The 20,999-nt window shown below is 59.7% G+C and carries 22 protein-coding genes; 15 read left to right on the top strand and 7 right to left on the bottom strand.

Translation table 11 applies throughout. The features are described 5' to 3' along the window. Positions 1 to 6 precede the first annotated feature (6 nt). The 14 genes from WJU23_RS13175 (at position 7) to WJU23_RS13110 (ending at position 12,402) form a co-directional block, all read left to right on the top strand. Positions 7 to 720, top strand: coding sequence for a hypothetical protein (locus tag WJU23_RS13175; RefSeq protein ID WP_346333046.1), 714 nt, complete (start codon positions 7 to 9; stop codon positions 718 to 720). Then, positions 720 to 2,429 carry a GspE/PulE family protein gene (locus tag WJU23_RS13170; RefSeq protein ID WP_346333045.1) on the top strand — a complete coding sequence of 570 codons (1,710 nt, stop codon included), beginning with the start codon at positions 720 to 722 and terminating at the stop codon, positions 2,427 to 2,429. Before WJU23_RS13175 ends, WJU23_RS13170 begins: the two co-directional genes overlap by 1 nt. 259 nt (positions 2,430 to 2,688) lie before the next feature. Then, a complete protein-coding gene (locus tag WJU23_RS13165) occupies positions 2,689 to 2,868 on the top strand; it encodes a hypothetical protein (RefSeq protein WP_346333044.1) in 180 nt (59 codons plus the stop codon). An 11-nt stretch (positions 2,869 to 2,879) separates the two neighbouring features. Continuing rightward, positions 2,880 to 3,140 (top strand): hypothetical protein, encoded by a 261-nt coding sequence (locus tag WJU23_RS13160; protein WP_346333043.1) that lies wholly within the window; start codon positions 2,880 to 2,882, stop codon positions 3,138 to 3,140. Positions 3,141 to 3,189: 49 nt separating this feature from the next. Beyond that, a complete protein-coding gene (locus tag WJU23_RS13155) occupies positions 3,190 to 3,339 on the top strand; it encodes a lmo0937 family membrane protein (protein ID WP_346333042.1) in 150 nt (49 codons plus the stop codon). Positions 3,340 to 3,377: 38 nt separating this feature from the next. Next, entirely contained in the window at positions 3,378 to 3,692 is a 315-nt protein-coding gene (locus WJU23_RS13150; RefSeq protein ID WP_346333041.1) for a hypothetical protein, read from the top strand. Between the two features lie 53 nt (positions 3,693 to 3,745). Continuing rightward, positions 3,746 to 5,509, top strand: a complete 1,764-nt coding sequence (locus WJU23_RS13145) for an AI-2E family transporter (RefSeq protein ID WP_346333040.1) — start codon at positions 3,746 to 3,748, stop codon at positions 5,507 to 5,509. Between the two features lie 90 nt (positions 5,510 to 5,599). Further along, entirely contained in the window at positions 5,600 to 6,712 is a 1,113-nt protein-coding gene (locus WJU23_RS13140; RefSeq protein ID WP_346333038.1) for a putative zinc-binding metallopeptidase, read from the top strand. A gap of 241 nt (positions 6,713 to 6,953) precedes the next feature. Then, positions 6,954 to 7,169 carry an entericidin A/B family lipoprotein gene (locus WJU23_RS13135; RefSeq protein ID WP_346333037.1) on the top strand — a complete coding sequence of 72 codons (216 nt, stop codon included), beginning with the start codon at positions 6,954 to 6,956 and terminating at the stop codon, positions 7,167 to 7,169. Between the two features lie 30 nt (positions 7,170 to 7,199). Beyond that, positions 7,200 to 7,328 (top strand): DUF3096 domain-containing protein, encoded by a 129-nt coding sequence (locus tag WJU23_RS13130; RefSeq protein ID WP_346333036.1) that lies wholly within the window; start codon positions 7,200 to 7,202, stop codon positions 7,326 to 7,328. Between the two features lie 39 nt (positions 7,329 to 7,367). Next, complete coding sequence (locus WJU23_RS13125; protein ID WP_346333035.1) at positions 7,368 to 7,628, top strand: hypothetical protein; 261 nt, start codon at positions 7,368 to 7,370, stop codon at positions 7,626 to 7,628. Between the two features lie 108 nt (positions 7,629 to 7,736). Beyond that, positions 7,737 to 9,893, top strand: a complete 2,157-nt coding sequence (locus WJU23_RS13120) for an ATP-binding protein (RefSeq protein WP_346333034.1) — start codon at positions 7,737 to 7,739, stop codon at positions 9,891 to 9,893. Beyond that, positions 9,886 to 11,019 carry a response regulator gene (locus WJU23_RS13115; RefSeq protein WP_346333033.1) on the top strand — a complete coding sequence of 378 codons (1,134 nt, stop codon included), beginning with the start codon at positions 9,886 to 9,888 and terminating at the stop codon, positions 11,017 to 11,019. The genes WJU23_RS13120 and WJU23_RS13115 overlap by 8 nt, the downstream gene beginning before the upstream one ends. Positions 11,020 to 11,049: 30 nt before the next feature. After that, positions 11,050 to 12,402 (top strand): sigma-54 dependent transcriptional regulator, encoded by a 1,353-nt coding sequence (locus WJU23_RS13110; RefSeq protein ID WP_346333032.1) that lies wholly within the window; start codon positions 11,050 to 11,052, stop codon positions 12,400 to 12,402. 8 nt (positions 12,403 to 12,410) lie between these two features. Here the strand turns inward: WJU23_RS13110 and WJU23_RS13105 are convergent, their stop codons facing one another. Continuing rightward, positions 12,411 to 13,574, bottom strand: a complete 1,164-nt coding sequence (locus WJU23_RS13105; protein WP_346333031.1) for a cysteine desulfurase family protein — start codon at positions 13,572 to 13,574, stop codon at positions 12,411 to 12,413. A gap of 27 nt (positions 13,575 to 13,601) precedes the next feature. Then, positions 13,602 to 14,159 (bottom strand): DNA repair protein RecO, encoded by a 558-nt coding sequence (gene recO / locus WJU23_RS13100; RefSeq protein WP_346333030.1) that lies wholly within the window; start codon positions 14,157 to 14,159, stop codon positions 13,602 to 13,604. Between the two features lie 146 nt (positions 14,160 to 14,305). Here recO and WJU23_RS13095 point away from each other — a divergent pair, with 146 nt between their 5' ends. Beyond that, positions 14,306 to 15,430, top strand: coding sequence for an aminotransferase class V-fold PLP-dependent enzyme (locus WJU23_RS13095; protein ID WP_346333029.1), 1,125 nt, complete (start codon positions 14,306 to 14,308; stop codon positions 15,428 to 15,430). 6 nt (positions 15,431 to 15,436) lie between these two features. On the opposite strand, the gene WJU23_RS13090 is transcribed toward WJU23_RS13095, so the two are convergent. The 5 genes from WJU23_RS13090 to WJU23_RS13070 form a co-directional block, all read right to left on the bottom strand. Next, positions 15,437 to 16,066 (bottom strand): class I SAM-dependent methyltransferase, encoded by a 630-nt coding sequence (locus tag WJU23_RS13090; protein WP_346333028.1) that lies wholly within the window; start codon positions 16,064 to 16,066, stop codon positions 15,437 to 15,439. After that, positions 16,063 to 17,247, bottom strand: a complete 1,185-nt coding sequence (locus WJU23_RS13085) for a BtaA family protein (RefSeq protein WP_346333027.1) — start codon at positions 17,245 to 17,247, stop codon at positions 16,063 to 16,065. Before WJU23_RS13085 ends, WJU23_RS13090 begins: the two co-directional genes overlap by 4 nt. A 133-nt stretch (positions 17,248 to 17,380) precedes the next feature. After that, positions 17,381 to 19,045: an AarF/UbiB family protein gene (locus WJU23_RS13080; protein WP_346333026.1), complete on the bottom strand. Its 1,665-nt coding sequence runs from the start codon at positions 19,043 to 19,045 to the stop codon at positions 17,381 to 17,383. A gap of 43 nt (positions 19,046 to 19,088) precedes the next feature. Further along, the gene (locus WJU23_RS13075) at positions 19,089 to 19,373 is read right to left on the bottom strand and encodes a hypothetical protein (protein ID WP_346333025.1); all 285 of its coding nucleotides are present in this window, start codon (positions 19,371 to 19,373) and stop codon (positions 19,089 to 19,091) included. A gap of 109 nt (positions 19,374 to 19,482) precedes the next feature. Next, positions 19,483 to 20,949 carry a right-handed parallel beta-helix repeat-containing protein gene (locus tag WJU23_RS13070; RefSeq protein WP_346333024.1) on the bottom strand — a complete coding sequence of 489 codons (1,467 nt, stop codon included), beginning with the start codon at positions 20,947 to 20,949 and terminating at the stop codon, positions 19,483 to 19,485. Positions 20,950 to 20,999: the final 50 nt, after the last annotated feature.

The following is a 20,999-nucleotide window of genomic DNA, read 5'->3' as shown; positions in this document are numbered from 1 at the left end:
GCCCGCATGTTGTCCACCTATCGTTTACATACTCTCTTATGCGCAGCCCTGCTCTGGCTGGGCGGGGCCGCAGGTGTTTCCGCACAATGGCTGATTTATGAGCTGGGTTTCACGCCGGAGGAGGAGTCGGTCAATTTCAGTTTTTACACAGGCGGATACATCGTGGTGCCGGCCCAGGGCGGTGCGGCCACCATTGTCCTGACGACAGAAGAAGGCGGGCGCTTTTATGCCGTGGCGGAGAGCAGCGGAAAATACTTCGTGGCGGCAAATGCCAGCGTGCGCAAGGCGGTCTTCGCTGCCGGGGCGGTGACGGCCAGTTCGCAGTCCTTTTACACCGCCTCCGGACCAATGAACCGGTCGCTCCTGCTGCGTTCTGAGGGCTCTGATCGGTCCTGGCGGGTGGCGGAAATTTTGACCGGACGGCTGATGACGGCGGATGATGAATCCCTGACCGGCCCGGCCCCGGACGGTTCTTTTGGCGTCGTTGGCAGCGCTTTGATCACGGCCACCCTGCGGGAGGACCTGACAGGCAATGCGAGCGCGGCTTTTAACACGCAGAATGCGGCAACGGCCTACCTGATCGAGCTGCTGGAAAAATACGGGTATGCGCCGGATGAAGGCAGTCTGGCGGCTCCAATGATCACTTCTGAAGAGGCAGCGGTGATTGACGCCAGTCTCTTTCCTGTCGCAACCCACGGCCAGGCTCCCGCCAACGACTGATGAAAAATATTCGCCAAGCCCTGGTGCAGTGTCTTGAGGCCTCCGGCGGATCCGGCATCCCGCTGCCTGTCGCCACCCCCAGCTCCTCCGTCATCAACCAGCTCCTGGATACCGGGGCGCTGGATGAAGAATCCTTTCTTTCCCAGTTGGCCGCGCGGGTGGGCCTGGGCTACGTCTCCGTACCTCTGCCAGACAGCGCGGATGCGCCTGAAATGAAGCGCCTGCTGCCTCCGCGTGTAGCTTTGAAGCACCGTCTGCTGCCCTTGAAGATCGAGGAAAACGAGGACACGGGGAGCAAGAAGCTCATCGTGGCCGCCTATGATCCCTTTGACCTCATCGGCCGGCAGGCCGTGGCCCGCGAGGTGGACGCGCCCGTGCGCTGGCAGATCGCCCCGCGTAAAAGGCTGCTGAATGCGATGCGTGACTTTTACGGGGTGGGGGCGGACACATTTGAAGAAATTCTCAAAGGCCGCGACGTGGACGGCTCTGACCTGGAGCAGCGGGATGAGGCCAACATCATTGACGCGGATGATGAAGAGGCCTCCGTGGTGAAGTTTGTGAACACGGTCATCCGTGAGGCGCTGGAGCAGCAGGCCACGGACATTCACGTGGAGCCGATGGAAGAAAAGCTGCGCATGCGCTACCGCATTGACGGCCGCCTGCGTGAGGTGCCGGTACCAGAGAACATCAAGCAGCTCCAGCAGTCCGTGATCGCACGTCTGAAGGTGATGGCCAAGCTGGACATCGCCGAGCGCCGCCTGCCGCAGGACGGACGCATCAGTTTGCAGATCGCCGGACAGCTCATTGACGTGCGTGTGGCGACGATCCCGAGCGTGGAAGGGGAGAGCATTTCGCTTCGTTTGTTAGGCCAGGAAAAGTTCAACCTGGACAAGTTGCGGATCGAGACGGACCTGCGGGGTGAAATTGAAGTGCTGCTCAAGAAACCCAACGGTATCATCCTGGTGACAGGTCCCACGGGGTCCGGCAAGTCCACGACACTTTACACTTTCCTGAGCCAGCTCAATACGGAGCACCGGCGCATCGTGACTATTGAAGACCCGGTTGAAAACAAGCTGCCGGGCGTGGTGCAGATCGCCGTGAGGCCTGAGATTGAGCTGACTTTTGCCACCGGCCTGCGCAGCATTCTGCGTGGTGACCCCAACGTGGTCATGGTGGGGGAAATGCGCGACCTGGAGACGGCGGAAATCGCCATCCGTGCCGCCCTGACGGGGCATTTGGTGTTCAGCACGCTGCACACCAATAACGCCATCGGCGGCATCATGCGTCTGGTGGACATGGGTGTGGAGCCGTTCCTGGTGGCCACGTCCGTGCGGGCCTTCATTGCCCAGCGCCTGGTGCGGCTTTTGTGCACCGTTTGCCGCGAGCCTGAGCCAGATGCTGAGATGAAGCTGCGCGAGCTGAAATACACCGGTCCCATTCGCACGCAGGTTTACCGTGCCAAAGAAGGCGGCTGCGAAGCCTGTCGTCATACCGGGTATAAAGGCCGTATGTCCATCTATGAACTCGTGCGGCTGACGCCGGCGATGGGAGAGCTGATCACCCACAAGGCCAGCAGCTCACAGCTCATGGTACAGGCCTACAAAGACGGTTACCGGCCCATGCGTGAATACGGCGTGCGCAAGGTGCTCGACGGGAATACCACCATTGAGGAAGTCATCAGCGTGACGGTAGCGGAATCCGAGCAGTGAGAGTTGGCAGCGGGTTTGTCATATCCTGACCCTATGCGCCCCGGTGGCTGCTGACTGTAGCCGTAACATCTCCAAGACATCCATGGCGTGTTGCAATGTGCAATTAAATAGTCGGGTTAATTGCATGAAGTGATGGTTTTGCATCTCCTGTAGGAGGTTTGCTTTACGTGTTAGTTTGTTGGTTATCAACGCATTCGTCTGAGGATGCCTGCCTTGGCATCCCCTGTGCGATAGAGGAACCCGCAACCCAATGACTCCCATGATAAACACGAACCCAAACCACGGCTACTCGCAGCTTCGTGTGGCCTCTGCAGCCGTCGCGGCCTTGGCGATGATTGCAATCCTCACCGGGTTGGCAGGTAACGCCGCAGTTCTTGCCGGGGTGGTTGCTGCCATCGCGATCACAACCTTCCTGGCCAGTTTTTATCTCAAACCTTGATTCCATTCCTTATGACACCGACACCACGCACCAACGAAGTCCTTCACGACACTGCCAACGACTTTCGCGCTCTTGGCGACGCCGTGAAACAGGACTTGAACACCCTCCGCGAGGAGGCCCGCACCCGCATTGACACCGCCGCCCATAAAGTGGTCCAGGATGCCAATAACAACCTGGAACAGGTCCGCGATTACACGGTCCAGAACCCCATGCGCGCTCTGGGCTATGCGGCCCTCGGCGGTGTTCTTCTCGGTCTTTTCATGCGCCGCTAATCGTCACTTTCCTTTTCCCATCTGAACCAACCTCAAACCTGACACCCATATGTTATACACCATCGCCGTCATTCTTCTTATCCTCTGGCTGCTGGGTCTTGTGACCAGCTACACCCTCAGTGGTTTCATTCACATCCTGCTGGTGATCGCCATCGTGGTCATCCTGCTGCGCGTCATCCAGGGCCGCAAACCTCTTTGATCGCCCTGGTCATCGTTAACCCTTAAACACATTTTCTCATGAGCCTCCTCTTTAAACGCAAACCTCTGAACACCACAGATCGCATCCATCACAGCCTGCGCACCATCTCGCATGAGGCCAAAGGCATTCTGGACAGCATCGGCAAAGATTCCCAGGCTTACACCGGCCAGGTCAAAGAACGCCTCGCCGGCATCGCAGACTATGCCGGGGAAGCCAGCCAGGACATCGAGCGCCAGCTCCGCAGCAAAGCCTCGGACCTGGATACTCTCATCCACAAGCGTCCCTATGAATGCCTAGGCATTGCCATCGGTGTCGGTCTTCTGTTTGGCCTGATGGCCAGCAGCCGCCGTTAAGTAAATAACAACGCAGATTTCCCCCCAACAACCAAGACCGGCGGAACCCATCTATGGAAGCCCTGCAACTTCAGCTGGCTCCGCTTATCCGGCTCGCCACGGTGTTTCTCACCGTGGCGATGCTGTCCATGGGCAGGGAGTTTTTCATCCCTCTGGCATTGGCGGCGCTGTTCGCCTTTTTGCTGAAGCCTGTCGTCTCCTTTTTCAACCACAAGCTCCACTTCACCCGCAGCCTGGCCGTCGTCACGGTCACCATCCTATCCTTTTCAGTTCTGGGCGCTCTCATTTGGGGGCTCGGTGTGCAGCTTCATGAGCTGGCCAAAGACCTGCCTGGCTATCGCAATACCATGCATCAGCGCATGCTCGCCTTCCGTCAGGTGGGGGAGGGCGGTGTGCTGGAGCGGCTGCAGAGCCTCGTGACTGAGATCTCCAACGCCCCAGCCAGCCAGGAGCGTGAAGCTTTTGGTGTGGAGAAGGAAGAAACTCCTGTCCTCATCGAAAAATCGACCAGCCGCCTGGAGGAAGGTGCCATGTCCGCAGTCGGCTACATCGCGGACAGCCTCGGCATAGCCGCAGTGGTCATCGTCTTTGTCATCTTCATGCTGCTGCGCCAGCAGGATGTTCGCAACCGCGTCATCCATCTTGTCGGTTACAGCCGCCTCACCACCACCACCCGCGCCCTGGATGAAGCCGCCTCCCGTGTCAGCCGTTATCTGCTCATGCAGACGCTCATCAACAGCGTGTATGGCCTCCTGCTCGCATTAGGCTTCTGGGCCATCGGACTTCCGTATATGATCCTTTGGGGCGCCATGGCTGCCATTCTGCGTTTTGTGCCTTACATTGGTCCCTGGATTGCCGCCATTCTCCCCCTCGCTCTCAGTCTTGCCGTCTTTGACGGGTGGACCCAGCCCCTCCTGGTCCTCACTTTGATTACCAGTTTGGAATTGCTCACCAACATGATTCTGGAGCCCATGCTTTATGGTCAGAGTGCGGGTGTTTCCGACTTGTCCCTGCTGGTTGCCATCGTTTTCTGGACATGGGTCTGGGGTCCGGTGGGCCTGCTTCTCGCCACTCCATTGACCGTCTGCCTCGTCGTCTTTGCCAAATACATCCCAGAACTCCGTTTCATCGAAATCCTCATGGGTGAAAAATCAGAGGTCCAGCCCGCCCTGCTGGTTTATCAGCGGCTCCTCGTCGGGGATATTGAAGAGGCTGAGCAGTTCGTCCGCGAATCCGCCAAAGACATCGGCCAGGAAAAAACCGTGGATACCGTCCTGTTGCCCGCTGCGGTTCATGCCCGCCGTGAAATGCTGGCCGGACGCCTTACCAAAGAGGAGTCCAAGGAGATTCTGGATACCCTCGCAACCCTTTCCTCAGATTCCATCATGGATGAGAGCCTTGCCCCGTCGTTTGTAGCAAAGCGGCCTCTGGTTCTCTGCCGAAGTTTTGATACGGCCGCAGATGCCATTGCCCTGCGCTGGCTCTCTCAGACCCTGGCGCCCAGCGGCGTTCAGTGGGAGTCCATTCCAAACTCCGCCCTCGTCTCAGAAGTCATCGCCCAGGTGGAGGAGCTTAAGCCCGACATGGTTTGCATCAGCGCCATGCCTCCCGGCGTCAGCAGCACCGCCCAGCTTCTCTGCAAACGCCTGCGTCATCGCTTTCCGGAATTGAAAATCCTCCTGGCCCGCTGGGGTGCGCGCAGGGTGGAGGCAACAACCGATACCGGGGCCTCCTGGGTCGTCAGTACCACAGAAAGCGCACGCGAACGTTTTCAGGACGCTTTTCATCTGGAAAAGACGGACCTGCCTGCGGAATGAAAAGAGATCGCTGCCACCTGGATCTGCCCTTCATCACACCTGTGCTCCACCACTCCGGAACCATTCTGCTTCACCCCTGTTTTTCAAGTCATGAGGACCTACCTTTGCATCTGCGGCCAGCCAGTCTTCTTTAACAACAGCGTCTGCATTTCCTGCGGACGTGCTGTCGGTTTTGACCCCGTGTCCCGGGACATGCGCGAGTTGGACATGACCGGTGAAGAAGGTGTACTTCAGCAGGCACTTGTTCCCGCCCCTCAGAAGCGCAGCCTCTTCCGCCGTGCCCCGAAGGCCCCCGCGCCTCCATTGTACCGGTTCTGTGGCAATCTCCACACCTGCGGCTGCAACTGGCTCCTTCCCGCTGATACGGATCCCGCCGCCCTCTGCCCTTCCTGTGTCACCACCCGGGTCATCCCCGACCTCTCACTGACTGGAAATTCCGAACGCTGGATCCGCCTGGAAACGGCCAAGCGCCGGCTGCTTTTTACACTGCTGGATCTAGGTCTTTGGGGCCCGAATGCCCCCGTGCAGCCTGTGCTGCCCATGACCTTTGATTTCCTGCAAAACCTCCCCGGCCAGCCAGCCGTGCTCACCGGCCATGTCAATGGCGTCATCACCCTGAATGTCGAGGAAGCCGACGATGCGTTGCGGGAAAAAACCCGCTTGGAAATGCGTGAGCCCTACCGCTCCCTTCTCGGTCACTTCCGCCATGAGTCCGGCCATTATTATTGGGAAATTCTGATCCGTGGCACCCCCTGGATTGAAGAATACCGCGCCCTTTTTGGGGATGAAAGCTCCGACTATGCAGCCGCCCTCCAGAACAACTACACCCAGGGTCCTCCCCCCGGCTGGGAGGAAAATCACATCAGCGCTTATGCCGCCTCCCATCCCTGGGAAGACTGGGCTGAAACCTGGGCCCACTGGCTCCACATGCGCGATACCCTGGAGACTGCCGAGGCCGCTCAATGCCAGAGCAATATCGTTCAGCCGAAGATTGATGCGGCTCTGCTCTGTGAGGAAGGCCAGACCCCCACTCCGGAAATGCAGGCATTTTGTGACCGCATCAGCCGCTGGGTGGCTCTCACCACCCTCGTCAATGAACTCACCCGCAGCATGGGCCAGCCAGATGCCTACCCCTTCGTCTGCGGCGGGCAGGTGCTCAAAAAGCTCTACTTCATAGACCGCGTCATCAGCTCGGTGAAGTGAACCTGTTTCTCGGTTATCATTGCAGAACAGGCATTTCGGTCTCGGCACGGCAAGCATTGAATATTGCAAAAAGCAATATCAGGCTTCTAAAAATTCGTGCGTATTGCCCGAACAGTCAGTTTTACAAAGGTCGGTTTCTCTGCCTAAGAGACTGAAATTCAACGGTTTAAAGGGGAGTTTATTACTTTGGCAAGCCGCGTGCACTAAACACACTCAGCAACCCATTAAAACTGCTTCCGCCATGAACACCTCCAATACCCCCAATCCCGTCTTCAATGCAGGTGGTGAAGAAAACACCGCCCGGAACCTCGGCTACTTCATCTTCGTTTTTGGCATGTTCATTTTGACCATGTCTTTCCTCAGCAGCTGCAACACCACCCGCGGTTTTGGCCGCGACGTCCAGAAAGTCGGGAACACCATCGAGCAAGAGGCTGCACGCGTTCAGTCTGGTCGTTAACCCCCTCTGAATCCCCGATACCCTCCTCTCATGAATGTCCACATTACACCCATCATGTCCATCATCGCAGGGCTCTGCGTGCTCATCTTTCCCCACCTGCTGAACTACGTCGTGGGCATCTATCTCGTCCTCACCGGGGTGCTTGCCCTCATTAACTAACCGTCTCCTCCACCCATCCGATAACCATCCATTCATACCATGAACGCTACCCAACAAAAGATCCAGACCGCCTTCGCTGCCACGCTTGCCCTGCTTTTCGGGCTCACCCTCACCCTGGTCAGCTGCAAGGAGAAACCCATCGTCATAGAAAAGCATGACACCGTCGGTGAAAAAGTTGAAGACAGGATCAAAGACGGTCTCGACGCCCGGCCTAACGAAAAGGTTCGTGATGCTGTCGAAGACATCGAGGACGCCGCCAAAGAGGCCAGGGAAGACGTGAAAGACGCTGTCAACAACTGACCGCTATCCATGGTTTGCACCCCTGTCTTGCGGAGACACTGTTTCCAGCCAGGCAGGGGTGCGGATAGTATGACAAGGCGCTGTCATTAAACCCGCCTACCCCTTTTTATGCTTCGTTCCTGGCACGGCCTTTTTCTGATTTTCACCACCCTCCTTCTTCTGTTGGTCATGGGTACGGTGATCCGCAGCGGACGGCTGGCAGAAGAAGGCAGCGAGCTTGTGGCGCACACCGACCAGGTCATTGGTGAATACCTCAAACTTCGTTCGGTCATCACGGAAGCTGAATCTTCCACCCGCGGCTACGCCATGACCCGCCAGGCTGGTCTTCTTGAACCCTTGAAGGGGGTCGGCGCACAGACCCGCGTGCTCATGGAAAAGCTCGTTCGCCTCACAGCTGATAATCCCACCCAGCAGCGCCTCCTGCCTGAACTCCAGACCCTCGTCAATCAGCGCCTGGAGTCCCTGCAAACCCTCGCGGACACCGCCGCCGCCAGCGATGCCGATCTCCCGCTGCGTCAGATCATCATTGAGGAATCGGGGGTCACTGACCAGATGCTGCAGAAAATGGATGAAGGCATCCTGACTGAGCGCCGCCTTCACTCGGACCGCGAGGACCAGCTCCAGAATGTCCTCCGCACCATGACCGTCACCGGCATCGGCGGGAGTGTTCTGGCCGTCATCACCGGAACCGTCAGTTTCATCATGCTCCAGCGCAGTTACCGCGTCGCCCTCCGCACCGCCGAGCTCGAATCTGAAAAGGAACGTGCCATTGAGGCCGATGTCCAAAAGTCGCGCTTCCTGGCCAACATGAGCCACGAAATCCGCACCCCGATGAATGCCATCATCGGTTTTGCCGACCTGCTCAACGGCCTCGTTCATGACGAACGCGCACGCGGTTACCTCCGCGCCATCCAGAGCAGCGGACGCTCCCTCCTGGACCTCATCAATGATATTCTGGACATCTCCCGCATTGAAGCCGGTAAGCTCTCCCTGCGGCCCGAGCCGGCGAATGTCCACGAAATCGTCGAAGGGGTCGCCATCGTCGTCAAAAAACTGGCTGAGGACAAAGGCCTCGCCCTGGAAACCAAGATCGAAAAACAGGTCCCCAAAATGCTGGAAGTGGATGCCCTCCGCCTCCGCCAGATCCTGCTGAACCTCACCAGCAACGCCGTCAAATTTACCCATAAAGGCAAGGTGAAGATCCACGTTAGCACCTTGAATGAAGTGAAGCCAGGTGCCGCGTGTGACCTCCAAATAACCGTTAGCGACACCGGCGTCGGCATTGCCGATGAAGACCGCGAGCGCATCTTCTCCGCCTTTGAGCAGATCAGCTCCCAGAGCCGCAGCGGGGCCCAGGGGACCGGCCTCGGCCTCAGCATCACCCGCCGTCTGGTGGAGCTCATGGATGGCGATATCAGCGTCGTCAGCGAGCCTGGAAAAGGCAGCACCTTCACCCTCCTCCTTCCCGGCATTCCCCAAAGTATAGAGACCAATGATCCCCCCAGCGACCACTCGGCGGATTTCAACCGCCTTCGTCCTGCCACGATTCTCGTCGTGGATGACAATGCCACCAACCGCGAGCTTATTGCCGGTTACCTTCATGGTACCCATCACGAAATGCTCTTCGCTCAGGATGGCATGGAGGCGCTGGAGCTGGCCCGCACCGCCAAGCCGGATGTCATCCTCATGGACATCCGCATGCCCCGCATGGACGGTAAATGGGCCCGGCAGATTTTGCGGGAGGATGACCGCACTTCCAGCATTCCCGTCATCGCCCAGACCGCCTCCTCCATGCCGGAGGAATCTGCCCGGTTGAGAGAAATGTTCGACGGTTACCTGCGCAAGCCCTTCCACCAGAACCAGCTCTACCGTGAGCTGGAATCCGTGCTCGGCCATGTCACCATGCGCTTCACCACCCCCCGTCCGGACGAGCACCCGCCCGTGGACCTTCCTGGCCTCGTCATGGAGTCGCTGGATGCCAGCACCACCGCTTCCTGGCCGGGCCTCGCCGCCCGCCTTCAAGTGCTGGAAGACGGGGACATCTCCCGTTTCCTGGACACCTTCCCCATGCTGGAAATCGCCAGCTTTGGCCACCAGCTCCATCAGGAGGCAGCCCGCCACGACTGTCCGCCCCTGGCCCGCTACGCCAGCGCCCTCTTTGAGGCCGCTGAAGCTTTTGAGGTGGACCAGGTAGAGCGTCTTCTGCGCGATTTCCCCGCCTTTTCCCGTCGCATCACCGGCATCAAAAAATCAACTCATGACTGAAGAACCCCAGCCTCCCCTTTGTCCCAGCACCGCCCGCGGCGTCGTGCTTGTGGTGGATGACCAGATGCAAAACATCCAGGTCGTCGGTACCGTGCTCACCCGGGAGGGGTATGAAGTCATCCCTGCCACCAGCGGCGTCCAGGCCCTTCAGCGCATCGCCGCCCGTCTGCCGGATCTCGTCCTGCTGGATGTCGTCATGCCGGACATGGACGGCTTCGCCGTTTGCAAACGTCTCCGTGACCATCCGGACACCGCCGGTCTTCCCGTCATCTTCGTCTCCGCCGCCAATGATTCAGAAACCATCGTCCGCGGCCTGGAGGCCGGCGGCGTGGACTACATTACGAAGCCCTTTAACAAGGCCGAGCTGCTCGCCCGCGTCCGCACCCAGGTGGACCTCCAGCGTGCCCGCGAAACCACCTCCCGCATCCTTCGCGAGCGGGAAAACATCGTCAGCATGGTCGCCCATGATTTGAAGAATCCCCTCGGGGCCATCCGCTTCAGCGCCCAGACCCTCATGGAGCTGCCACCGGAAAAGTACAGCACCGCCAACGACCTCACCAGCCACATCGTCACGACCTGTGACCAGATGCTCAAGTTCATTGACCGCTTCCTCAACAACCGCGCCCAGGAGGCTGACCGCGACCGCATGAACACGGTCCACATCACCACCGCGCAGCTTAAAGAAATGCTCAGTGCCTGGTATCCCACTGCCAAGCGCAAAAATACCACCCTTTCAGTTAGGCTGCCGGATGAGCCTTTGCTCGCCAGCGGTGACCTTTTCACCGTCCGCCAGGTCGTGGACAATCTGATGAGCAATGCCGTCAAGTTCTCCCCCCTCGGCAGCCAGATCGTCTCCCGCATTCATCCCAAGGACGGCCACCTTTTCATTGATATCGAGGACGAAGGCCCCGGTTTTACCGATAGCGACCTCGCCCGCATTTTCCAGGATTACACCCGTCTCAGCGCCCGCCCCACCGGTGGCGAATCCTCCACCGGCCTTGGCCTTGCCATCGCCAAACGCGGCGCTGCCCGCATGGGTGCTGAGCTCACCATTGATAACCGGCCTAACCGTCAGGGTGCCATCGCCAGCCTCAGGCTGCCATTGGCCGCAAACATCACCCCCTGACCCAAAAATAACTCCAACCCCCCAATCATTATGGACATTCTTATTGTTGATGACGAAGCCAGCATCCGCCGTGCCACCAGCCTGGCACTCGATGCCGCTGGACACTATGTTGAGACCGCAGAGAACGGTGCCGTTGCTCTGAAAAGTCTCAAAGAATCCTCCTTCGACCTCGTCTTGCTCGACCTTTATTTGGGCGAGGAAAGCGGCCTCCAGGTCCTGGAAACCATCCGCCGTGACCATCCCGGCGTGCACGTGGTCATTTTCACAGCCAATGCCACCATTCCCAATGCCATCGAGGCCACCCGCCTTGGTGCGGTGGATTTCCTGGAAAAGCCCTTCAGCCCGGACCAGCTCCGGCAGGCCCTCAAGCGCATCGCTACCCTCCGCACCCTGGAGCGCAAGGTCGAAGAGCTGACCACCGAAGTCCGCACGCAGGCCCCGCCAGCCCAGGTCGTCTCCAAAAACCCCGGCCTCCAGCGCCAGCTCGACGTTCTCTTTCGTGCTGCGGATACCCAGGCCTCCATCCTCATCCTTGGGGAAAGTGGCACCGGTAAAAGCATGATCGCGCGTGCCATCCATGACCAGAGCCCTTTCCGTGACAAACCTTTCGTCACCGTCAGCTGCCCCAGCCTCTCCCGGGAGCTTCTGGAAAGCGACCTCTTCGGCCACGTCAAAGGTTCCTTCACCGGCGCCATGCGTGACACTTGGGGCAAGGTCAAAGCGGCCGAAGGCGGCACATTGTTTCTGGATGAGATCGGCGAGCTGCCTCTCGAAATCCAGCCCAAGCTCCTCCGCCTCCTCCAGGAGCGCGAATACGAGCGCCTCGGCGAAACCACCCCGCGCAAGGCCAATGTCCGCGTCATCGCCGCCACTAACCGCGACCTCAAGCAATGGGCCTCCGAGGGTCGCTTCCGCGAAGACCTCTTCTATCGCCTCAACGTCATTTCCGCCACCATGCCTCCTCTGCGTGACCGGCCTGAGGATCTCGTGGCCTGCGCCGAAAACTTCCTGAAGTTCTTTGCCGACCAGTTCCGCCGCAAGGTCCGCCGCTTCAGCCCTGCGGCTATGGTCGCTGTCCGCAACCACCCCTGGCCGGGTAACATCCGCGAGCTGCGCAATGCCATCGAGCGCGCCGTCATCCTCGCCGAAGGTGATGAAATCACTCCTCGTGACCTCCCTGAAGCGTCGGCCAGTGCCTCCGCCCTCAACGGCCACGATCATGGGGCCGAAGTCGGCCAGCGCATCAGCATCGAGAAGCTGGAGTGCGAGCACATCCGCCGCATCATGGCCGCCACCGACTCCCTCCAGGAAGCCGCCGAAGTCCTCGGCATTGACGCCGCCACCCTCTACCGCAAACGCAAACGCTACCAGCTCGACAACTGAGCCGGCACTCACCCCGCCACCGTCACCACCACCCCGGGATCCCATTGCTCCCGGAGGTGGCTGACTGCCGCCAGGATTTCCACCGCCGCCTGCTCGATCTCCACACTTGTCGTTAGGCGCGACAGTGAAAAACGCAGCGTGCTCCCCGCATGCCGCGCATCATATCCCATCGCCTCCAGTACGTGAGAAGGTTGCAGCGCCCCCGCATGACAGGCAGACCCGCCTGAGCACGCTACGCCTTTCTGGTCCAGCCGGATCATCAGCCCGGCCGAGTCCACCCCTGGGAAGCAAACCGATGCCGTATTCGGCAGTCGCGGCGCATCTTTTCCGTGAATATGAATCTCCGGCAGCGCCGTTTGCAGCCGCTCCTCCAGCAGATCCCGCAGCCCGCGTACCCCTGATTCATCCACCTGTTGCATCGCCAGCTCCGCCGCCTTGCCCAGCGCTACCATCCCCGGCACATTCTCCGTACCGCTGCGTCGCTCCCGCTCCTGCCCGCCGCCGATGATCAGTGGTTCATACCCCGCGTACCGGTTCACATAAAGCGCCCCGATCCCCTTCGGCGCATGCATCTTGTGCCCGCTCAGGCTCAGGAAATCCACGCCCGCCGCCCGCACATCCACCGGCACCTTGCCCGCCATCTGCACTGCATCCGCATGCACCAGTGCCCCCGCCTCATGCGCCAGGTGGGAGATCTCCGCCATCGGCTGGATCACTCCCGTTTCATTGTTCCCCCACAGCATGGACACCAGCGCCGTCCTCCCCGCCTCCAGCGCACTTTCCAGCGCCTCCAGGTTCAGCAGCCCGTTCGGATAAACCGGGATCATCTTCACTCTTCCGCCCTGCGCCTTCCATCGCTCCGCACAGGCCAGCGTCGCCGCATGTTCCGTCGTGCTCATCACCAGTAGCGGCCGCTCTGGCATCGTCCGCTGCGCAGAAAAATGCACACTGTTGATGCTCTCCGTCGCCCCGTTGGTAAAAAGAATCTCCTCCGCCTCCGCGCCAATCATTGCTGCCACCTGCCCCCGCGCCTTTTCCACCGCCCTCCGCGCATAGCGTCCGCCTGCATACGTTGCCGAGGGATTTCCAAAATGCTGAGTCAGAAACGGCAGCATGGCTTCGATCACCGCTGGGTCGGGCGGTGTCGTCGCATTGGCATCCAGGTAGATCATCAGGGTAGGGGAGGGGATACGGCTGCATCAGCCAGGGTGTTGCTCCATCCACGTCATGAGCTGTTTTCGCTGCACCGGCAGGCGTCGGTGAAAGCTGTCTTCAATCGCATACGCCGCCTCGCTGCCTCTTGCCCCTTGCGGCCCCACCAGCCCCAGATCCTCCGCCAGCCTCAGCTCAAATCGCTCCATAAACGCCCGGCTCGGATCCCGCTCATTCAGAAAATCCAGTGCCTTGGTCAGTAGTTCATAGATCGCCGGCAGCGGCGCATGCGGCTCCACCACCAGCGCCATCAGTTTCACCAGATACGTCGCCGCCAGCACCCTCCCGTAGTTGCTGCGCATCCCCAGCCGCGGGTTCAGCCAGTGCGCCTCCACCAGCGTATGCAGGTCACTCTTTCGCGCCGGAGTATAACGGATGTCCGCCGTCACAAACAGATCCAGCAGCCCCGCAAACGCCGACTTCGGCCTCAGCGCACCCTTCGCAATCGTCCGGAAAAGCCCCTGCTCAGCACTGCACCACTGGACGATCAAAGTCGTCTCCGAGTACTTCATGCGCCCGATCAGGATGGCCTCCGTCTTTTCCATTCCCACCCATCCCATTCAAAATCCTATCCCGCAAGCCCCCCTCTTCCCCTCATAAATCTTCATCCTGATCTTGTTCCAAACCTTCATCTTCACCGGCCCACTTCCTCTGCTTGCAATCCCCTCCGCTCCCCGTTCTATCCTCACCCATGCTCACCGACTCCTCCCGCCTCCGCGATTTCCCCTCCCTGCAAGGCCGCACTTATCTGAACACCGCTGCCGAAAGCATCCCGCCGCTCTGTGTCGGCCAGGCGCTGGAGGCTTACTGGCAGGACAAACTGCGCGGCATGGCCGGTCGTGAGGGCCACTTTGCTGCGGTCGAGTCCTGCCGCGAGATCAGCGCCCAGATGCTCGGCCTCACCCCCGCTGAAGTGTCCTTCTGCTCCTGCAGCTCCGAGGCGTATAACCTCCTCGCCAGTGCGCTGGATCTCACCAACGCTGACGAAGTCGTCGTCACCGATCTGGATTTTCCCGCCGGGGCCACTCCTTGGCTCCGCGCCGCACGTCCTCCCGTCGTCCGCCTCTGGCAGGCCCAGGCTGGTGAGCTTCTCGCCGACGACATGCTCCCTCTTTTGAACGAAAAAACCCGCCTCGTCCAGGTCTCCCTGATCAGCTTTTACAATGGTCACCGCATTGATTGGCCAGCCCTTCACGAAGCCGTCCGCACCCACGCCCCCAATGCCCTCATCTCCGTGGACATTACCCAGGCCTTCGGCCGTGTGGAGCTGAACTGCCCTGGCGCAGACATCCTCATCAGCAGCACGCATAAATGGACCCTTGGCGTCCATGGCGGCTGCATCATCGGCATCCCGGTGCACAATGCCAGCCGCCTCACCACTCATGCGGGTGGCTGGTATCATCTGGAGAACGCTTTCGAGTCTGACCGATTCCAGCGCGCCATCACCAAAAACGGCGCACTCAGCTTCTCCGTCGGCATGCCGAATTTCGCCGCCCTTTACGCCCTCAATGCCGCGCTTCGTTACGTCGCGGCTGTCAGCGTCGCCGCCATCTCCGCCCACGCCGATCCCCTCGTCCGCACCTTGTACGACGGATTGTTAGACCTCGGCCTCGCCCCCATGTGCCCCCTGCATGACGACCACCCCACCGGCATCCTCGCCTTCATGCACCCCCGCAGCGTGGAACTCCACGCCGCCCTGGAAAGCGAAAACGTCCACGTCATGCACAGCGCCGGCCGCATCCGCCTTGCCGTCCATGGCTACAACACCCCCGCCGATATCCAGCACGCCCTCGACATTTTGAAGAAGCTCCTTTGATCCCCCTCACCCCGCCTTTCGCCCCAAAAACATCACATACCGCCACAGGTCCCCGTAGCCATGGTGTACCTGACACACCAGCGGCTGAAAGTGATGCCTCAGGCAGTCCAGCACCTGGCCCTCCATGCGCACGTGGTTCACCCCCATCCAGCGTTGAAACCACCGCCAGCGGCTTTCATGAAAGTCCACCACCGCCACCATTCCGCGCTCGCTCAGATCCTTCTGGCACTGCCTTAAAACCTCATCATACCCGGGATTGATCATCGTTAGCGAGTAGCTGAAAACGATCAGGTCAAACTTCGCTTCGCCACCCACCGGTCCCTCATAGGCCTGGTGCATCAGCTTCACCCGCTCTCCGTATTTGGCCACTTTTGGCCGTGCCCGCTCCAGCATGTCGGCGGACAGGTCCAGGCCGGTGATCTGCGCCTTCGGAAAAGCCTCCGCCAGGTGCACCAAGTTCTTTCCCGTCCCGCAGCCGATCTCCAGGACCCTCCCCGGCTCCCCCGCCAGCGCCGCCGCCTGTCTGATGATCTTGTGCCGGCCAAACAGGAAGGCCCAGCGCGTCAGATCATAGATCCGCGCATGCCAGCGATAATAGCCTGTGAGAGACTTGTTGTTAGGCGCTTCCGTGCTCATGCCGTGACATCTGCCAAAAGGGTGCAGCCATAGGTCCCCACCCGGTCCTTCAAATGCAGCGCCTCCGCCACTGGCCGGTTCAGCTTAAGCCGTTCCAGCGCAAAGTCTGGGATGAAATCAATCACCGGGCTCGCCGACCGCATCAGGATGCGCGTGCCCGCCCGGCTGTTTTCCAGGATCAGCCGCCACTCCTCCTCCAGCGCCTGCGGCTGGTGCGCCGCCAGCCAGTCCTGATGGTCCAGCAGCACGTAGTGTGAATAGGCGGCCGGGTTCTCCCGCAGAAAATTCGCCACCGTCGTGCTGTGCGTGGTGATCCTCTCTCCCAGCGCCTGCATCAGCGGCTGGTGCTCTTCCTTCAAATAATTCGGGCAGCACTCTCTTGTATAATAACCTGTTAGGTAGCCCCGCCAGAAGTAGTTGTCCTGAAACGAAACCTCCGTCAGTACCTGCTCCATTTTTGACTGGATGAAGCCCGTCAGCCCGCCCGGAAACTGTGTCTCGATCAGCCTGATCTGCGCCCTCGGTACCCCCAGCATCGTCATCGCCATCGGCTGCCGTACCAGCCAGGACACCAGCCCGTTCCACAGCGCCGGTTTCACATGCTCATACAGCCGCTTCTGTTCATCCAGACTCTTCGCATGCAGCAGCGCCTCCACATAGTCCCGCACCCGCCCACTCCTGAAAAACGTCTGCAAAGCGATCCAAGCCATCTGCCCCGCCGTCCCCCGGTAATAAAAGGAGGGGTTCATCGGCGACGCCTGGAAATAGTAGTGCTTCGCATCCCAATACTTTTTGGCAAAGGGATGCAGCGTCCCGTCCAGCTCCCTCAGCACCCGTTTAAAATCCGCATGGCTGCCGCTGCCAAAAAGCCGGAACAGGTCCTCAAAATTCCCCCTCTGGATCATCGCCAGCTTCAGTTGCAGCAGGGCATTTTGGCGCGGGTTCATGTCCACCGCATGGATCTGCGCCGGGGCATCCAGCAGATAGTCCAGCGCATTGCATCCCGCGCTGGTGATCATCACCACCCGGCTCTCCGGCTTCAGCTCCATCATCTCCCGGTCCAGCCTCGGGTCCTCCCAGCACATGTTATACACCAGGTTCCCCCCATGCACCCGGTTGAAAATGGCATCATGTGCCTTTTGCACAAAGGGCGGCTTGGATCGGGGAGCGCTGACAACCATGGCCCTCATCAAAACCTCACTCGCCACACTTCGCAGTCACCTTCGTGCAACGAATTCGCCAGAGTCCCACCCTCAAAATCCCTTTCCTGTAAATCCTGACAATTCTGTAATCCTGTCCAAAATCAGTGTCCCCTCAATCCCTCGAATCAATGTTCCCCGATTTCCGGATCGCCCTCAGCAGCCGCCATCCGAGATAAACACTCACCACATACCCCAGTGCCCCAAAGACAGATACCCCCCACAGCAGCGGTTTCGCTTCGCTGCTCCACAGTTGGGATGACCCCAGAAAAATCGCCGCTGTGAGCACCCCGAGCACCAGCCGGTTCACAATCGGGTCCAGGTGCCGATGGTCCAGATGAACGGTTAGTGTCCCGTCGCGAAACCGCGCCAGCAGATCCGTCAGATCTCGCGGCAGCGCACTGATCAGCCGGTCCCAGTCGCGATACGTCCGCCGCACCCGCCTAACCATCCGTTTAGGAGAAAGCCGCCGCAAAACCATCCGTTGACAGAAAGGCTGCATCAGCTCCGCCAGGCTCAGCTCGGGATTAAACCGGCGGCTTGTACCTTCCAGCACAATGATCGTCTTCAGCAGCACCGCCAGCGGCGGCGGCAGGGTGATGTGGTAGCGCCGGATGATCTCGATGAGCGATGTCAGCGCATGGCCCACATTGATCTCGCTCAGCGGATGCCCCACATAGTCCGCCATGAAGTCATCCAGGTCCGTGCGCAGCCGCTCCCGGTTAAAGTCCGGCGGCACCGAGCCGAGGCTCAGCACCTGCTCCGTCACCTGCGTGGAGTCATTCTCCACAATCGCCAGCAGCAGCGTTTCTACCTCATCTCGCAGCTCATCGTCAATGCGCCCCACCTGCCCGCAGTCAATCACCCCTACCACACAGCCTGGCAGCATCATCAGATTTCCTGGGTGCGGATCCGCATGGTAAAAGCCGTCCCGGAACACCATCTCCAGATACATGTTTGCGCCTCGTTTCGCAAATTCCGCCAGGTCCTCTCCGCAGGCCCGCAGCGCCTCAATGTCCGTCCCTGAAATCCCGTCCAGCCGCTCCATCGTGATGATCTGGTGCGAGCACAGCTCCGCATGCACCGCCGGGATGCGCACCGTCGGGTCTCCCGCAAAATGTTGCGTGAACTCTTCGATGTTCCGCTTCTCATACGTGAAGTCCATCTCCCGCAGCAGCGCCTTGCGGAACTGCCGCACAATCGCCACCGGCTGATACGGCCGCAGGGCAGGGGAGTGCTTTTCCATCAGCTCCGCCATCGCCTGTACAATCTCCAGGTCCGTCGTCGCCTTCTTCTCGATTCCACCCCGCCTCACCTTCACCACCACCCGCTCCCCCGTATGCAGGCGCGCCGCATACACCTGCGCAATGGACGCCGCCGCCAGCGGCACCGTTTCAAATTCCGCATACAGTTCCTCCAGCGGCCGCCCCAGATCCGCCAGGATGATAGCCCTTGCCGACTCCACACCCTCCGCAGGCACATTCGATTGCAGTTCCGCCAGTTCGTCCGCCATCTCCAGCCCCACCAGGTCAGGCCGCGTGCTCAGCATCTGCCCCAGCTTGATAAAGGTCGTCCCCAGTTCCGTCATCGCCAGCCGCACTCGCGCCGGAGTCGTCATATCAGACAGCATCTGTCCGTCAGAGCTCAGCAGCCGCTTGTTCAACCAGGGATAGTCAAAGCCGCCAAAAAGATCCGCCAGCCCATACTTGCCCAGCACCCCTGCAATCTCCCCCAGGCGTTTCGCGTGGCGTTCCAGTCGGGCGAGCGGTTCAATCTTCATCCCTCAAATGTATCCGTCATTCTCCCTCCGTCATTCGTCATTCCTACAACTTCGATTCCCCCTGCAAAATCCTTTTCAAGAGCTGCCCCCTCACTCCCACTCCATCCTGCGTCAGCTTCAGCAGCTTGGCATCCACCTTGTCCTGTTCCACCAGCGGCAGATTCGCCCACGGCAGGGTGATGCTGTGCGGCCCCTGGCAAAGAGCATCATAGCGGATCAGTCCTTTGACATAGGCCGACCAGGAGGGATAGCCCAGTACTTTGGCCCGCTTTTCTGCAACATCGAGTAGATCCGGGGGCAGTTTGAGAGATCGGGTGCTGGAAGCCATAAGGAAATTATTTTATGGGGTGATCCGAAGGAATGCCACATTCTTGCACGCCTTTTTCTCTTGTCGAAGCTGTTCTTTTGAACTTCCGTGCACCACAGGGCACCTATTTTCACTGCTCCACTTTAAACCCATCCACCTCCCTTAAAGTCGCTCCAATGACCGTGGGGTTGATCAGCCGGATGTTCAGTTCCGCCTTTTGTGCCCGGTCACTTGTGGAAAAGCCCACCTCCATCGTTTTTGGATAGGCCACATTTTCCGCCCGGCAGTCCCGCAACGTGATGTTCCTGGGCGAATGCCCTTCATCAAAACTCAGATCAAAACCGGCAATCCCATTTCTTGCCCGTCCCTCCCGCACCCAGCGGCCATGCAGCCCAGTTTCCAGCGCGGCACAGTTGATAAACTCGATGTTCTCACACTCTGCCCCGATGGTAAAACTGCGGTAATCCGCCCGCTCGGAGGTGCAATTGATCACCTTGCCGTTTTTTTGCGGATGCGCGTACTTGAAGCCGTAGGCAAAGGTGTCGCGGATGTGGATGTTTTCCTGGATAAACCCGTCCACTCCCTGGCCGGTAAAATCAATGCCCTCCCAAGCCTGGCTGATCTCACAATCCCGCATGACCAGTCCCTTGACGCCGGAGATGGTCATGGCATCTGCTTGCCAGGGCAGGAATTCCCCATCAACAATGCTGCCGATCCGCTCAACACGCGTGTTCAGAATCTCAACATTTGCGCAGTCTCCCAGGGTCAGTCCCGTGAGCTGCTCCTGGACCCGCACGCGGATGAACCGGCCCGCCCTTTCGTCAAAGTCATAGATGGGGCTGTTGTTCCAGCCGAAGTCCCGCCCCAGTACCTCTGCGCTGAAGGCCACATCTCCCCGGTAGGGGGCCCAAAGCAGGTCATGGATGTAAACCCCGTCCATCCGCACCTTCTGGCAGGCATGGATGAACATGCCCGCGCCCTTGCCTTTTCCAGTCACCTCCACGTCTTTCAGCGTCACCGGGCTGGCATAACGAATAAAAACCGCCGCCGAGTTCGAGTGCATGCCCGCCTCCGCATCCTCGCCCATGAGGATCTTTACTTTCTCCAGCTTCACGGGCACCGGCTTCCCGACCTCCCCGTAAATGAACAGCGTCCGGATGTTTAGCATCTCCCGCATCGCCTCCAGCTCCGCCCCGGTCACCACCGGATCTTCCGCATACGTGGCCACGCCGTCATGGCGCATCAGAGGCACCCCGTTGACCATGCTGCGCAGCGCGTCCGGCGGTGTTACCTCCGGCGTCAGGGTATTCCCGGCGGAGCGGAGCCACTTCGTGGTATCCAGGCCGGTCAGTGTCTGCCGGATCGTCGCATTCCGCAGGTCCACTCCGGTCCGCACCTGCACAGATCCTCTCACCGCATACGTCAGCCCCTCTCCATCCACCGGCTGCCCGGCGCTCTTGGCAAAGGCCGCCTCCAGAGCCCTCCGGTCATCCGTCGTCCCGTCGCCCGTTGCGCCCAGAGACCGCAGGGTCACCGCCGCAGGCAGAACCTGGCACAGTCCAAAAAACACACAGAGAGGAAGGAAGGAGATTTTCATGAGAAAAAGCGGCATCACCTTTGCGGCCATCGTTTCCCTTTTCTTGCAAA

Source organism: Prosthecobacter sp. SYSU 5D2 (assembly GCF_039655865.1).
Lineage (GTDB): Bacteria > Verrucomicrobiota > Verrucomicrobiia > Verrucomicrobiales > Verrucomicrobiaceae > Prosthecobacter.
The sequence above is the reverse complement of the archived record's forward strand: the minus strand, read 5'-3'. Positions and strand labels throughout refer to the sequence as shown.

Coding starts and splice junctions, on each gene's coding strand:
- WJU23_RS13125 (WP_346333035.1), top strand. CDS start 7,368: ATGAACGCTACCCAACAAAAGATCCAGACCGCCTTCGCTGCCACGCTT.
- WJU23_RS13095 (WP_346333029.1), top strand. CDS start 14,306: ATGCTCACCGACTCCTCCCGCCTCCGCGATTTCCCCTCCCTGCAAGGC.
- WJU23_RS13135 (WP_346333037.1), top strand. CDS start 6,954: ATGAACACCTCCAATACCCCCAATCCCGTCTTCAATGCAGGTGGTGAA.
- WJU23_RS13085 (WP_346333027.1), bottom strand. CDS start 17,247: ATGGTTGTCAGCGCTCCCCGATCCAAGCCGCCCTTTGTGCAAAAGGCA.
- WJU23_RS13165 (WP_346333044.1), top strand. CDS start 2,689: ATGATAAACACGAACCCAAACCACGGCTACTCGCAGCTTCGTGTGGCC.
- WJU23_RS13170 (WP_346333045.1), top strand. CDS start 720: ATGAAAAATATTCGCCAAGCCCTGGTGCAGTGTCTTGAGGCCTCCGGC.
- WJU23_RS13090 (WP_346333028.1), bottom strand. CDS start 16,066: ATGAGCACGGAAGCGCCTAACAACAAGTCTCTCACAGGCTATTATCGC.
- WJU23_RS13130 (WP_346333036.1), top strand. CDS start 7,200: ATGAATGTCCACATTACACCCATCATGTCCATCATCGCAGGGCTCTGC.
- recO (WP_346333030.1), bottom strand. CDS start 14,159: ATGGAAAAGACGGAGGCCATCCTGATCGGGCGCATGAAGTACTCGGAG.
- WJU23_RS13145 (WP_346333040.1), top strand. CDS start 3,746: ATGGAAGCCCTGCAACTTCAGCTGGCTCCGCTTATCCGGCTCGCCACG.
- WJU23_RS13120 (WP_346333034.1), top strand. CDS start 7,737: ATGCTTCGTTCCTGGCACGGCCTTTTTCTGATTTTCACCACCCTCCTT.
- WJU23_RS13110 (WP_346333032.1), top strand. CDS start 11,050: ATGGACATTCTTATTGTTGATGACGAAGCCAGCATCCGCCGTGCCACC.
- WJU23_RS13175 (WP_346333046.1), top strand. CDS start 7: ATGTTGTCCACCTATCGTTTACATACTCTCTTATGCGCAGCCCTGCTC.
- WJU23_RS13115 (WP_346333033.1), top strand. CDS start 9,886: ATGACTGAAGAACCCCAGCCTCCCCTTTGTCCCAGCACCGCCCGCGGC.
- WJU23_RS13160 (WP_346333043.1), top strand. CDS start 2,880: ATGACACCGACACCACGCACCAACGAAGTCCTTCACGACACTGCCAAC.
- WJU23_RS13150 (WP_346333041.1), top strand. CDS start 3,378: ATGAGCCTCCTCTTTAAACGCAAACCTCTGAACACCACAGATCGCATC.
- WJU23_RS13155 (WP_346333042.1), top strand. CDS start 3,190: ATGTTATACACCATCGCCGTCATTCTTCTTATCCTCTGGCTGCTGGGT.
- WJU23_RS13140 (WP_346333038.1), top strand. CDS start 5,600: ATGAGGACCTACCTTTGCATCTGCGGCCAGCCAGTCTTCTTTAACAAC.
- WJU23_RS13080 (WP_346333026.1), bottom strand. CDS start 19,045: ATGAAGATTGAACCGCTCGCCCGACTGGAACGCCACGCGAAACGCCTG.
- WJU23_RS13105 (WP_346333031.1), bottom strand. CDS start 13,574: ATGATCTACCTGGATGCCAATGCGACGACACCGCCCGACCCAGCGGTG.
- WJU23_RS13070 (WP_346333024.1), bottom strand. CDS start 20,949: ATGAAAATCTCCTTCCTTCCTCTCTGTGTGTTTTTTGGACTGTGCCAG.
- WJU23_RS13075 (WP_346333025.1), bottom strand. CDS start 19,373: ATGGCTTCCAGCACCCGATCTCTCAAACTGCCCCCGGATCTACTCGAT.